Source organism: Texcoconibacillus texcoconensis (genome assembly GCF_014202575.1).
Lineage (GTDB): Bacteria > Bacillota > Bacilli > Bacillales > Salisediminibacteriaceae > Texcoconibacillus > Texcoconibacillus texcoconensis.
Window position 1 is genome coordinate 285671 of the sequence record NZ_JACHHB010000001.1, and the last position, 14434, is coordinate 300104.

Here is a 14434-nt window from a genome sequence, read left to right on the forward strand (position 1 = left end):
CTTATACAAGCTATCTTTATTCGGACAACCTCAAGAACATGCCTCATTTTCCGTATTACGCCCTTTCTTTTCACAATCGATCCTTGCTATAATGAATTTAGTCTGTGTAAAAGGAGGTGGGATGGATGTCATTTGACGGAATTGTTACGCGAGCGGTAACAGAAGAGGTGAACCGTTCTCTCGTATCAGGTCGCGTTGGCAAAATCCATCAGCCATTTAAAACAGAGTTAACGATGACCGTTCGTGCCCACGGACAAAACCATACGTTATTACTCTCTGCCCACTCATCGTTCTCTCGTTTTCATCTCACCGAGGCGCGCTACGAAAATCCACCTGAGCCGCCGATGTTTTGTATGTTACTTCGCAAACATCTTGAAGGAAGCATTTTAGAATCGATTGAACAAGACGGAATGGAACGGATTATCCGTTTATCTTTTAAAGGACGCGACGAATTAGGAGATACGTCTTATAAAACACTACACCTTGAACTGATGGGGCGTCACAGTAATATCATTTTTGTCGATGAAAAAGAACAAAAAGTCATTGATGCGATCAAGCACGTTCCACCTTCCGTTTCAAGTGTACGAACGATTTTGCCTGGACATGCTTTTCAAGCACCTCCAAAGCAAGATAAACTCAACCCACTTGAAGTGGACGAGGACACGTTACTTAAAAAAGTACATTTTCAAGAAGGGAAGCTCGACCAACAGCTCGTTGATACATTTAGCGGTCTCTCCCCCCTTGTTAGTAAAGAAATCATTCACCGGACACACTTTGCTAATCGGGAGACATTGCCGAAAGCATTTTCCTCCGTCTTTGATGCGGTGAAAAACGATGATTATGCACCGCAAATTTTAGAAACATCTAAAGGTGAGCATTTTTCCGTCCTCGATTTGACGTATTTGAATGGAACGAAAAAAACGTTTGATTCAGTTAGCAAGATGTTAGATCGTTATTTTTACGGAAAAGCTGAACGAGATCGTGTTAAACAACAAGCAAACGATTTAGATCGCTGGCTCCGTAATGAATACGCAAAAAACAAGAAGAAAATTAAAAAGCTTAATAAAACGTTGAATGATGCCGAAAAAGCGAAGAAATACCAACATTATGGTGAATTATTAACCGCACATATGCACTTAGCAAAAACAGGCGATGAGGAAATTGAGGTCATTGATTATTACGATGAAAATCAAGGGACAATCACGATCCCTCTCGATGTGAGTAAATCCCCGTCTGAAAATGCACAGCATTATTTTAAGCTGTATAACAAAGCCAAAAATTCTGTTGCGGTCGTTGAAGGGCAAATAGAAAAAGCCAAAGAAGATATGGCATACTTCGAACGACTGTTACAACAAGTCGAGTCAGCTGCGCCGAAAGATATTGCAGAAATTCGAGAGGAATTGGCAGACGAAGGTTACTTAAAGCCTCGTAAAACAGAGAAAAAGAAGAAGAAGAAAAAGAAACAAGAAACCCCGAAACCTGAAAAGTATCGTTCATCAGAAGGGGTAGAGATCCTCGTCGGTAAAAATAATAAACAAAATGAATACGTCACAAATCGAATCGCACGTCAAGATGATACGTGGCTACACACAAAAGACATTCCCGGGTCACACGTCGTCATCCGAAGTGCAGATTTTGGAGAGGACACTTTGATTGAAGCCGCACATTTAGCCGCTTATTTCAGTAAGGGACGGTCTTCTGGTCAAGTACCCGTTGACTATACGAAAATTCGTCACGTGCGAAAACCAAATGGAGCAAAGCCTGGTTATGTCACATACGATAATCAAACGACACTGTTTGTGACACCTGATGAAGACCTTGTTTACCGACTTTATGAGTCATAAACCTCGAAAAAAAGAAGCTTTCGCTATAATGGAAACCCTTTAAGCGAAAGCTTCTTTTTGTTTTCTCCATTTTGAGATCCAAGCTAATACATCAAAACAACTTTGTCTTTTTTGCTTTCAAAATCACCGCTAAACCATCTAACACAGACAAATGACTCACCGGTGTTAAAGGTTTATCACTTAATAGGTACGCCCAGTCCAGTTTATTGAAGCGATGGCGGCGTTGTGCCACTTCACACCAACGATTTAAAAGTTCCCTTTCATTTCGAGGTAAACCATGTATTTTTTGAAAACGTTCGATGTTGGATGCAGACATTTCCTTTGTCGGATTGAGTGTAATCAGCACACCGCCTTGCTTTAATACACGAGATATTTCCACAATCGCATATGAAGGGTTGGGAAGAAAAAAGAGAATGCAAGATGCAAATACGATATCACAAGTTGAATCTTCTATTGGTAAAGATTCTACATCACCAACGAGAAACGTCGCATCCACTGAAGGATGACAAGTATCGAAAAGATGACGAGCAGCATTAATCATCTCGACTGATAAGTCAACACCCATGAGCTCCGACTCTTGATTTGCTCTTTTTTTCAACATTTGTCCAGTTCCACAACCTACATCAAGAACTGTTTTCCCTTTCCATGAGCCACTCTCTTTGATCATCTGGTCATGAACAGGAGACAACCAAGAAGTCTTCGCCATAGCATCAAAAACATCGACTCTGTCGTCAAACTCTTGCGCTGATAGTTTTCGCATCCTCTTCCTCACTTTCTACTTATTCCCACTTCTTTGACCACATACTTGGGTCCTCACGCCACTCCTTAAGCGCCGTTACATCTTGTTCATTAAGGTCGCCGCGGTTTTTAGCTACTTCGATCAATGATTGATAATCTGACAAAACAGTGTAGCGCACCTTCTTTTCTTCAAACGCTTCGCCCGCGACTGCAAGTTGATACGAGAAAATTGCATAAACACCTTGGACGATGGCTCCTTGCGAGCGCAACTCCTCAACCGCATCAAGGGCAGAGCCACCCGTGGACAGTAAGTCTTCCACAACGACGACGCGATCACCACTCGCAACTTTCCCTTCAATTCTCTTTCCTTTTCCATGAGCTTTGGCCGATGAACGCACATAAGCTAAAGGCTTCTCTAATTGATCACTTACCCAGGCAGCATGGGGAATCCCTGCTGTCGCCGTACCGACAACGACATCGATATAATCTTTCCCCACTTCATTATCCATTTCTTTGGCCATCGTTTTAGCAATTTTTTTTCTTAGCTCAGGATATGCTAACGTTAAGCGATTATCACAATAGATCGGTGACTTTAATCCCGAACTCCACGTAAATGGTTCGTTTGGTGAAAGCGTTACGGCCTCGATATCAAGTAAAGATTCAGCTAAAATATCCTTCACTTTATTCCCTCCATTCTTTTTCAATCACTTCGTATGCAGCAATAGGGTCTTGGGCTTTTGTTATACTTCGACCGACGACGATCGCATCACTTCCGTATGTACGTGCTTGTTTTGGTGTCACGACCCGTCGCTGATCATCCTTTGCATCATGTAACATGCGAATCCCGGGTGTCACAACGGCAAATGGATCCGTCGTCACTTGTTTGATTTGTCTCGTTTCCAAGTTGGAAGCTACGACACCGTCCATGCCACTTTCTTGCGCAAGCTTAGCAAGATGAGATACCGATTCAGACACACTCGATTGTAATTGCATTTCTGAAGTAGCCATCGCTTCATCTGTACTCGTTAACTGTGTGACCGCTATACATAAAGGACGATTCCCACTTTGTGTTCCTTCATCTAAGCCAAGACGCGCAGCTTTCATCATTTCTGATCCACCTAGCGCGTGGACGTTAACGAGATCAACACCACTTTCACTTAAGTTTTTCATTGTCTTATAGACCGTTGTAGGAATGTCGTGACATTTTACATCGAGAAAAACATTATGTCCGTTTTCTTTCAATTCGTGCAGTAGCGGCATGCCTTCACGATAAAACAATTCCATCCCAACTTTGACAAAGAGCTGTTTATCCCTAAACAAAGATAAAAACTTTTTCATTTCACTCGCATTAGGAACATCAAGTGCAATAATTATAGGGTGGCCGAGCATGATTTCCAACTCCTTCCGACTAGCTCTTGGACTGAATCAACTCCCCACTCATCTAGCCAACTAGGGAGATCATGAATAATCTCTGGGCAAACGAGTGGATTGACGAAATTGGCTGTTCCGACAGCGACAGCACTTGCCCCCGCAAGTATAAATTCAATCGCATCTGCCGCTGACTGAACACCACCCATACCAATAATCGGGATTGATACTTGTTGACTAACGTCGTAGATCATCCGTATGGCAACTGGTTTCACTGCTGGACCAGACAGACCCCCTTGCCCATTTGCCAAAATGGGCTCTCCAGTTTTGGGATCGATTCGCATACCTAGAAGTGTATTAATCATCGAAAGCCCATCCGCACCACCTTTTTCGACAGCTTTGGCTATATTCACGATGTCAGTAACATTTGGTGAAAGTTTCACAAAAACCGGGATGTCTGAAACTGCCTTTACTCGTTCTGTAAGAACTCGGGCTGTTTCTGGATCCGTGCCAAAGCTCATTCCGCCTTCTTTTACATTGGGGCAAGATATATTTAATTCTAAAGCGGACACTGCCGGTTCGTTCGACAAACGCGCCGCAACGATCTCGTAATCTTCTATTTGCTTACCTGCCACGTTGACAATCACAGATGTATTGAGAGATGCTAATTTTGGAAGAATATCATTTGTGACGACTTCCAATCCTGGATTTTGCAGTCCAATCGCGTTGAGCATCCCTGCTTCACTTTCTGCTACCCTAGGTGTCGGGTTGCCTTTTCTTTCTTCTGGGGTTACTGCTTTTACACATATTGCGCCAAGTTGGTTCAAATCGTAAAATGCATTGTATTCCGATCCGAATGCAAAGCAACCTGAAGCTGGCATGATTGGATTTTTCAACGTCATTCCTGCGATCTCCGTTTGTAATCGGTTCATAAACAAACCTCCTCCGCCGTAAATACAGGACCATCCGAACAAACTTTACGCTGTCCTTGCGTTGTCTCACATACACACGCTAAACAAGCACCGATCCCACAACCCATTCTTTCTTCTAATGAAACGAAACTTGCCTTTCGCACTTGATTTCGCCATGATACACAAGCTTTTAACATTGGCTTTGGCCCACACGCAAATAGCCAATCTATAGGATCTTTAATCAATGGCCAAGCAGAAGACACGTTTCCTTCGATTCCGATTGAGCCATCATCACTTGTGACATATACGTCAGCAATTTTTGAAAACGCTCGAACATAAAAGCTCGTATCTTTATCTTGAAACCCTAATATCGTTGTGACTCTAACCCCTCGTTCGTTTAGCTGTTTTGCTAATTCATATAAAGGCGGAATGCCTACCCCGCCACCAACGAGCACAGCGTGATCACCACTGCCAACTTGATCGACCATAAAGCCATTCCCTAGAGGGCCGAGGACGTTAACGGTGTCCCCGACCTGTTTTTTTGTTAATCGATTTGTTCCGAGACCGCCACTTCGATAGATCAGTGTAATCGTTGCATCTTCCACATCGATTCGTGCCACACTTAACGGGCGACGTAATAACGGCGACGACGTATCGTCAACTTTTACATGAACGAACTGACCAGCTACAAATGCAGGAAGTGGATCATGGCGAAGCGTGATTTCGTAAATATTTTTTGCAATCTCTTCGTGAGCGACAACTTGATAGTCGGCAACCATCATTCCACGCCACCTCCTGTTTTAAGTGGCTGTGTTTGAAAGGTCATAATATCAAGCGCATCGACGAGTGCTCTGCACGTATCAAGTGATGTTAAACAAACAATCCCATTTTCGACAGCGGCACGCCTAATTTTAAAGCCATCTCTTGCCGGTTGTTTACCTCTTGTAAAAGTGTTGATAACAAATTGGACGTCCTGCTTACGTATCACATCGAGAAGACTACCATTTGCTTCGCCTATTTTATTCACACTCGTTACCGGGATTCCTTCTTCTTGAATTCGCTTTGACGTTCCATCTGTTGCAACAATATCAAAGCCCATTTTGTGGAATTTTCTCACATATGGAATCACTTCTTCTTTATCGGCATCAGCAACAGTAAATAGAACAGAACCGTGAGTTGGGATATCCATTCCAGAAGCAATTAACCCTTTATATAATGCTTTAGAAAGTGTAGAATCTTGTCCTAACACTTCGCCTGTTGACTTCATTTCAGGCCCGAGGCTAATATCAACATCTCGAAGTTTCGCAAACGAAAAGACAGGGACTTTGACAGCGACGCGGTCGGGTTGCTCAATAAGTCCTGTACTATACCCATACTGGGTGAGGGATTCCCCGAGTATTGCTTTCGTCGCTAATTTGGCCATTGGAACCCCGGTCATTTTACTTAAAAATGGGACGGTGCGACTTGCTCGAGGGTTGACTTCCAACACATAAACTTGTTCATTAGCGATCACAAACTGTATATTCATAAGCCCCTTAATATGAAAACCTTTTGCTAACCGAATGGTTGCGTCAACGACTTGCTGCTTCACTTCATCACTTAATGTTTGTGTTGGGAAAACAGCAATCGAATCTCCAGAATGGACACCTGCGCGTTCGATATGTTCCATAATGCCTGGAATGCAAACTGTATCACCGTCACTAATCGCATCGACCTCGATTTCTTTTCCAGTTAAGTAACGATCGATCAAAACCGGGTGTTGGTCATTGATTTTCACCGCACGATTCATATAACGAAGAAGTTCTTCTTCGTGATGAACAATCTCCATTGCACGACCTCCAAGGACGTAGGATGGGCGTACGAGAACTGGATACCCAATATCATTTGCAATTTTTATCGCACCTTCAACCGACGTTGCTGTACTCCCTTTTGGCTGTAACACCTCTAGCTTTGTGACCGTTTGTTCAAATTCGTCACGGTCCTCAGCTCGGTTCATATCTTCAAGGTTCGTTCCTAAAATTGGGATATCATATGCTGCAAGTTGTTCAGCTAAATTGATGGCTGTCTGACCGCCAAATTGAACGATCACCCCTTCTGGCTGTTCGTGATCAATGACATTGAGCACATCCTCTGTCGTTAGTGGTTCAAAATAAAGTTTATCGGAAATCTCAAAGTCAGTAGACACTGTTTCTGGATTATTGTTCATGATGATCGCTTCATAACCTGACTCACGAATCGCTTGTACGGTGTGTACTGTTGCATAATCAAACTCGATCCCTTGCCCAATTCGTATCGGACCTGAACCAAGAACGAGGATACGGGGACGCGGCGCAACAATCGACTCATTTTCCTCCTCGTACGTACCATAGTAATAAGGGGTATAAGAAACAAACTCACCTGCGCACGTATCTACCATCTTATAAACTGGACGTATCCCTAACGCTACACGTTCATTCCGAACTTCTCTTTCTGTTTTTCCTTGTCTTTTTGCGATCATCTGATCACTAACACCGTTTTCTTTCGCTTCTTTCAATTTTTCATAGCTTAGTGGTTCATTTTCCAATCCATTTTCGATCTGTATGACGTCTTCAATCGCTTGTAAAAAGAAGCGATCGATGTTCGTTCTTTCAAAGAGCGTTTCTACCGACACTCCTTTTCTGAAAGCTTCTGCTAAGAAAAATAACCGTTCATCATCAGCCGTTTCAATGCGTTTGAGTAACTCCTCCGTATTCACCTTTTCCTGGGAAATCATTTGTAAATCCAAAGTTGGTAACTCTAAAGAACGAACGGCTTTTAACAATGATTCAGTAAACGTACGACCAATCGACATGACCTCACCAGTTGCTTTCATCTGCGTACCGAGTTGACGATTCGCTGCTTCAAATTTATCAAACGGCCAGCGAGGAATTTTCGTAACGACATAGTCTAAGGCAGGTTCAAAACTTGCATACGTCGTTTTCGTAATCGGGTTTTCGCACTCGTCCAAATGGTAGCCACATGCAATTCGTGCAGAGAGTTTTGCAATCGGATACCCTGTTGCTTTCGAGGCAAGTGCAGATGAGCGACTTACACGTGGATTCACTTCAATAATATAATAATCTTCGCTCAATGGATCAAGCGCAAACTGTACGTTACATCCTCCTTCAATCCCTAATGCACGAATAACCTTTAACGATGCATTACGTAAAATTTGATATTCACGATCAGTCATCGTTTGTGAAGGGGCAACAACAATCGAATCTCCGGTGTGAACACCGACCGGATCGAAGTTTTCCATGTTACAGACAACGATCGCTTGATCATTTGCATCGCGCATCACTTCATACTCAATTTCTTTAAAACCAGCGATACTCTTTTCTAATAAACATTGACCAACAGGACTTAAGCTTAAGCCAGAAGCTACGATCTCTCGCAATTGTTCTTCGCTTTCTGCAATGCCTCCACCTGTACCACCAAGTGTATATGCTGGGCGAACGATGACCGGATAACCAATCTGATTTGCAAATTTAAGGGATTCGTCAAGCGTATGAACAATTTCACTCGGTGGGACTGGTTCAGCTAATTCATTCATTAAAGCTCGGAACTTTTCCCTGTCTTCAGCTTGTTGAATCGCATCCAAATCTGTTCCCAGTAATTCAACGCCATATTCCGTGAGAATCCCCGCTTCCGAAAGTTCCATCGCTAAGTTGAGTCCCGTCTGACCTCCAAGTGTTGCAAGCAATGCATCTGGTCGTTCAATCCGAATCACACGAGCGACAGATTCGATTGTTAACGGCTCAATATAAACATGATCTGCGACAGTTTCATCCGTCATGATTGTCGCTGGGTTTGAATTAATTAATGCAACTTCGTAGCCTTCTGCCCGTAAAGCTTGACATGCTTGTGACCCTGAATAGTCAAACTCAGCAGCTTGGCCTATGACAATTGGTCCTGAACCAATGACGAGTATTTTTTTAATATCATTACGCTTTGGCATACAATCCCTCCTGTTTCTCTTCTTTATCAAAGGATTCAATCATTTCATGAAAACGTTCAAACAAGTAGAAACTATCATGTGGACCAGGCGTTGCTTCAGGATGAAATTGAACGCCAAAAGCTGGTGCATAAGTGTGCCTAACACCCTCAATTGTCCCATCATTCACATTACGGTGCGTTACTGTGAGTGAAGCTTGAGACATCGACTCTTCATCAACTATATAACTATGATTTTGTGATGTAAGAGCAACATTTTTCGACTCTAGATCTTTTACTGGGTGGTTGGCTCCTCGATGTCCAAAAAGCATTTTCTTCGTATCTGCCCCACTAGCGCGCGAAAGAAGTTGGTGACCAAGGCAGATCCCAAATAACGGAACTTCTCCAATTAATTGAGAAACAGTTTGTTCTGCTTCTGGTATATCCTCCGGGTCACCAGGGCCGTTACTAAGAACGACACCATCAGGATTTAACGTTAAAACATCCTCTGCTTTCGTATTATAAGGAACAACAACGACATCAAAACCTTGTTGTATTAATTGCTTAAGTATCGCCTTTTTCATACCATAATCGATCACAACGACTCGCTTTCCGTTTCCCGGGGAGGCGTAAACACTTTTCGTTGAAACACGTGACACTTGATCGTGTAACGACCCGGACTGTTTGAGGTTAAAAACGACTTCCTCTGTGTTCGCACTTCCAGGAACGATCGCCCCTCGAATCGTTCCATATGTACGGATTTCTTTTGTTAAGCGACGTGTATCTATACCTTCAATGGCTGGAATGCCACTCGCTTGCAAATATTCATGTAAACTCCTTTCACTTCGAAAATGACTTGGCTTATGACAAGCTTTTTTTACAATTAATCCGTGAATATGTGAAATCATATTTTCAAAATCGTCACGATTGACCCCAGCATTTCCGATTAATGGATACGTCATTGTGACAATTTGACCACAGTTAGACGGATTAGAAACGACTTCTTGATAACCGGTCATTCCCGTTTGAAAAACAACTTCCCCCATCGATTCTACATTTGCGCCAAAACCTTTCCCTTCAAATACCGCGCTATTTTCTAACACAAGCTTACGATCCATAAACTTTTTCCCCCTGTTCCCAAACTAATTGTCCTTGATAGACGGTTTTGATCGGCCACCCTTGCAAATGCCAACCTTCAAACGGTGTATTCTTCCCCTTGGAGTAAAACGTTTCGGCTGATACGTTGTTTGCTGCTGCTAAATCGATCACCGTAAAATCTGCGCTATAACCTCGTTTGATTTTGCCGTACGGTAAAGAAAATAGATCAGCTGGTGCATCTGTTAGTTTCGAAACAAGTTGTCGTAATGAAATCACACCTTCTTTCACAAGTTTCGTATAAAGAAGTGGAAATGCCGTTTCTAAACCAACGATCCCAAATGGTGCCATTTCCATTGACTGTTTCTTTTCTTGTTCAGTGTGTGGTGCGTGGTCTGTGGCAATGATATCGATGGTTCCATCCATCAACCCTTCAATGAGCGCTTGACGATCTTTTTCACCTCTTAACGGTGGATTCATTTTGAAATTCGGGTCTAAGCCTGGAATATCTTCTTCACTAAGAATTAAATGATGCGGTGTGACTTCCGCGGTCACTGAAACCCCTGCTCTTTTTGCATCTCGTATCACACGAACCGATTCTTTCGTACTCACGTGACACACATGATAGTGAACACCTGCTTCTTCTGCTAACAACACATCGCGCGCAATGTGTACCGACTCAGATACAGATGGTAACCCTTTTAACCCGTGCTTTTTTGCATATTCTCCTTCGTGGACAGCCCCCCCTATAAGGCTGTTATCTTCACAATGAGCGACGATCGCTTTGTCAAGTTGTGCCGCTTTTTTCATCGCATCGAGCATTGTTTTCGCACGTTGAACACCTACACCATCATCTGTAAAAGCAAAAACATCTAGCTCAGTTAAACGATCCATATCTGTTAATTGTTCACCTAACTGACGAATCGTGATCGATCCGTAAGGCAGTACTCTAACGTGTGCTGACTTTTCTATTCGATTCCATACATCTTGCAAATGTTCAGGCGTATCTGGAACAGGGCGGGTATTTGGCATCGCCGCGACCGTCGTAAAACCACCCCTAGCTGCAGCTTTCGTTCCTGTTTCAATCGTCTCTTTCGCTTCTCCCCCAGGCTCACGTAAATGAACATGAACATCAATCAGCCCTGGTGCGACAAACTGTTCCTCCAAATCGACGACATTGATGGACTCACCTTTTGTTTCATATTCCCCGTAAACAACATCTTCAAAGACCCCATTTTCAACGAACAAGTGAATTTTTTCCCAGTCTCCATTTTCATTGATTGTTAAACCATTTTTATACCATGTTTTCATAGTGCTTAACCCCTTTCTTTGCCATTGTTTGATGAAGTAAAGCTGTTCTTATGAGCACACCGTTTTCAATTTGCTTAAATATTCGTGAAGACGGTGCTTCAACTAACTCAGAAGCCATTTCGACACCTCGATTAACTGGTGCAGGGTGCATAATGATTGCATGTTTTTTCATACGTGCAGCTCGCTCGACAGTAAGCCCAAACTTATGGTGGTACTCATTTTTTTCTCTTTCACTGTCATTTTTGTCATCGTGTCGTTCAAATTGAATCCGAAGCATCATCATGACATCGGCAATCTCAACTGCCCGATCGAGAGGTATTTTTTTGTCATTTGTCGTCTCATCTAACCACATATTAGGGCCACTGAAATATACGTTTGCACCTAAGCGTTCTAATATTTGTGCATTACTTTTCGCAACGCGACTATGAGCGATATCACCACATATGACGATGTTTAAACCTTGAAACGTTTTAAACTCTTGAAAGATCGTTAACAAATCAAGTAACGATTGCGTCGGATGCTCTCCTGATCCGTCTCCAGCGTTTAGAACGGGGATATTGATCCCTTTTAACGATTGATAATACTGGTTTTCTGGATGACGAATAACGACAGCATCACAACCGATCGCCTCTAACGTTTTCACAGTATCGTAGAGTGATTCACCTTTTACAACACTAGACGTGCGATCATCAAACGGTAAAATATTCATCCCTAACATTTGTTCCGCTTTAACAAAACTTAATTTCGTCCGTGTACTCGGTTCAAAAAATAAATTCGCAATTGTGTATTGATCTAAACGAGGAATCGGCTTTCCATTTCGGTAAGCATCTGCTTCTTCTAAAACCGACAACACTTCATCAATTGACAACGCCTCCATCGACAACAACTGATCCATATTTTCACCCTCCTAATCAAAGTGGTCATCGTTACAGTGCCGAAAACTGGTTATACGAACATCTCACATCACCGATAACTTAAAAACAATTTCTACACTGCGGTTGTTTATTTTAAAAAAGACACCCTACGTGGTTGTACGTCTGGGTGCCTGTTTAGGAGAAATGGAAAAGATCTACGTATCCCTTCCGATTCTGAGTTGCACCCTTTTAAGCCTCACGGGACTTGTTTAAAGGATAAAGAGTTATACAATTTTGTGATTCTTTCGGTCGTGTTCATCTGCATCGAACAGCTTTCCACTCGTGATATCTTTTTCACGACCAGGTAAGATCATGTTTAAGATCACACCAATGATGGCTGCAAGTGCCATTCCCGCTATTTCAACATCCTCACCTATTGGGATAAACGCCCCACCAATACCGATGACGAGAATGACAGAAGCAATGATCATGTTTCGTTTTATCCCTAAGTCAATTTGGTTATCAATTAACATCCGCATTCCGTTTGATGCGATAATCCCGAAAAGTAATATTGATACACCACCCATGACTGCATCAGGTGTTGCTGCAATCAGCTCCGTGATTTTACCAATAAAGCCGAAAGCGACAGCAAACAACGCTGCACCAGCAATGACCCATACGCTAAAGACTCGTGTTAATGATACAACCCCTACGTTTTCCCCATAAGTGGTGTTTGGTGGACCACCGAGTAAGGATGAAATCACTGTCGCAACACCATCACCAAACAAAGAGCGATGTAAACCAGGTTTTTTAATAAAGTTTTTTTCTACGACTTTACTTAACACCATCTGGTCACCGATATGTTCTGATATTGTTACAAGCGCGATCGGCACCATAATCCAAACGATCTCCCAATGAAATTGTGGTGTGTATGTTGCAAATGGAATGATAAAGTCTGGTACTTGAATCCACGCTGCCTCTTGAACACCGGTAAAGTCAACGAGCCCTTGGATAGCAGCATACGTGTAGCCACCAATGATACCGATCAAAATCGGAATAAGTCCGAAAAATCCTCGTAAAAATGCTGCTGCGATAACAGTAATCGCCAGTGTAACAAGCGCTGTTGAAAAGTGAACCCAACTAAATTCCGCGTCTGTACCTGGTACAAACATCGCCATATCAATCGCAGTTGTCGCAAGTCCTAAGCCTATCACCATAATCACTGGGCCAACGACAATCGGTGGGAGCAAGTTCATTAACCATTGAACCCCTGTAAAACGAATCGTTAATGCAACTGCGCCATAAACAATACCCGCGACGAAACTTCCGATCATTGCTCCTTCTGGACCTCCGACCGTCATCGCTGCAATAAGTGGGGCAATAAAAGCAAAGGATGACCCTAAGTAAGCAGGGATTTGTCCGCGCGTCACAATTAAGTAAGCGAGCGTCCCTAAGCCGCTTGATACAAGTGCAACAGCTGGTGGCAACTCAACTAATAACGGAACTAATATCGTCGCACCAAACATCGCAAAAAGATGCTGAATGCTTAGCATCACCCATTTATCAAAGCGTGGCACTTCTTTTACCCCGACTTGTTTATTCGTAAATTGACTCAATTTTTATTCCTCCTCTATGATGATATACAAAAAACCTCTTTGCAGGCAAAGAGGTATCATCTTCAACATGAACTCAGACATACGTTCCACTAAAAGTGAAAAACGATTTCGTTCATGCGAGGAGTATACCCCTTTTCAGCCTCACGGGACTGGTTTAAAGGGAGGTTTTTTGTCTTAAAATCACTTCATCTTCTCCATCTACTTCATTCATTTTCGCTTCGATCAGTTCATTATTGGATGTCGGTACATTTTTACCTACAAAATCAGGTCGAATCGGTAATTCTCGGTGTCCACGATCGATAAGCACTGCTAATTGAATGTGACCTGGTCGCCCCATATCAATGAGCGCGTCTAGTGCAGCGCGTACAGTTCGCCCAGTATAAAGAACATCATCAACGAGAATGACCGTACGACCATTAATATCTGCATCGACATTTGTACCGCGTAATTCTGGTTGCTCATCGTCTGTTTTCACTGTTAAATCGTCACGATAAAGCGTAATATCGACTTCCCCAACCGGGACTTTTTCACCTTCGATTTGCTCAATTCGTTCGGCAATACGCTCGGCGATAAATGTTCCTCTTGTTTTTATTCCGACGATCACACAATTGGAAACCCCTTTGTTTCGTTCGATAATTTCATGAGAAATGCGTGTTAAAGCTCGGCGAATCGCTTGTTCATCGAGGATCGATTTCATGTGTAGGCCTCCTTTCTCCCTGCAAAAAAAGACCTCTCACCCTTTGGTG

Annotated in this window: 12 protein-coding genes; 1 reads left to right on the forward strand and 11 read right to left on the reverse strand. The window is 42.8% G+C overall.

The window, feature by feature from the left end; translation table 11 throughout:
* Nucleotides 1–125: 125 nt before the first annotated feature.
* Entirely contained in the window at nt 126–1844 is a 1719-nt protein-coding gene (locus HNQ41_RS01360) for an Rqc2 family fibronectin-binding protein (RefSeq protein WP_184662613.1), read from the forward strand.
* A 91-nt stretch (nt 1845–1935) separates the two neighbouring features.
* On the opposite strand, the gene HNQ41_RS01365 is transcribed toward HNQ41_RS01360, so the two are convergent.
* From HNQ41_RS01365 to pyrR, 11 genes are all read right to left on the reverse strand, one after another.
* Nucleotides 1936–2604: a class I SAM-dependent methyltransferase gene (locus HNQ41_RS01365; RefSeq protein WP_184662614.1), complete on the reverse strand. Its 669-nt coding sequence runs from the start codon at nt 2602–2604 to the stop codon at nt 1936–1938.
* Nucleotides 2605–2623: 19 nt separating this feature from the next.
* Entirely contained in the window at nt 2624–3262 is a 639-nt protein-coding gene (gene pyrE / locus HNQ41_RS01370; RefSeq protein WP_184662615.1) for an orotate phosphoribosyltransferase, read from the reverse strand.
* 1 nt (nt 3263) lies between these two features.
* Nucleotides 3264–3971, reverse strand: coding sequence for an orotidine-5'-phosphate decarboxylase (pyrF, locus tag HNQ41_RS01375; protein WP_184662616.1), 708 nt, complete (start codon nt 3969–3971; stop codon nt 3264–3266).
* Nucleotides 3953–4882, reverse strand: coding sequence for a dihydroorotate dehydrogenase (locus tag HNQ41_RS01380; RefSeq protein ID WP_184662617.1), 930 nt, complete (start codon nt 4880–4882; stop codon nt 3953–3955). The genes pyrF and HNQ41_RS01380 overlap by 19 nt, the downstream gene beginning before the upstream one ends.
* Nucleotides 4879–5643 (reverse strand): dihydroorotate dehydrogenase electron transfer subunit, encoded by a 765-nt coding sequence (locus HNQ41_RS01385; RefSeq protein WP_184662618.1) that lies wholly within the window; start codon nt 5641–5643, stop codon nt 4879–4881. Before HNQ41_RS01385 ends, HNQ41_RS01380 begins: the two co-directional genes overlap by 4 nt.
* Nucleotides 5640–8837, reverse strand: coding sequence for a carbamoyl-phosphate synthase large subunit (gene carB, locus HNQ41_RS01390; RefSeq protein ID WP_184662619.1), 3198 nt, complete (start codon nt 8835–8837; stop codon nt 5640–5642). Before carB ends, HNQ41_RS01385 begins: the two co-directional genes overlap by 4 nt.
* Nucleotides 8824–9930, reverse strand: coding sequence for a glutamine-hydrolyzing carbamoyl-phosphate synthase small subunit (gene carA / locus HNQ41_RS01395; RefSeq protein ID WP_184662620.1), 1107 nt, complete (start codon nt 9928–9930; stop codon nt 8824–8826). Before carA ends, carB begins: the two co-directional genes overlap by 14 nt.
* Nucleotides 9920–11218 (reverse strand): dihydroorotase, encoded by a 1299-nt coding sequence (locus tag HNQ41_RS01400; RefSeq protein WP_184662621.1) that lies wholly within the window; start codon nt 11216–11218, stop codon nt 9920–9922. Before HNQ41_RS01400 ends, carA begins: the two co-directional genes overlap by 11 nt.
* On the reverse strand, nt 11202–12113 hold the full coding sequence (locus tag HNQ41_RS01405; RefSeq protein WP_184662622.1) for an aspartate carbamoyltransferase catalytic subunit: 912 nt from the start codon (nt 12111–12113) through the stop codon (nt 11202–11204). Before HNQ41_RS01405 ends, HNQ41_RS01400 begins: the two co-directional genes overlap by 17 nt.
* A gap of 243 nt (nt 12114–12356) precedes the next feature.
* The gene (locus HNQ41_RS01410) at nt 12357–13688 is read right to left on the reverse strand and encodes a uracil-xanthine permease family protein (protein ID WP_281393729.1); all 1332 of its coding nucleotides are present in this window, start codon (nt 13686–13688) and stop codon (nt 12357–12359) included.
* 154 nt (nt 13689–13842) lie between these two features.
* A complete protein-coding gene (pyrR, locus tag HNQ41_RS01415; RefSeq protein WP_184662623.1) occupies nt 13843–14385 on the reverse strand; it encodes a bifunctional pyr operon transcriptional regulator/uracil phosphoribosyltransferase PyrR in 543 nt (180 codons plus the stop codon).
* Between the last annotated feature and the right edge of the window lie 49 nt (nt 14386–14434).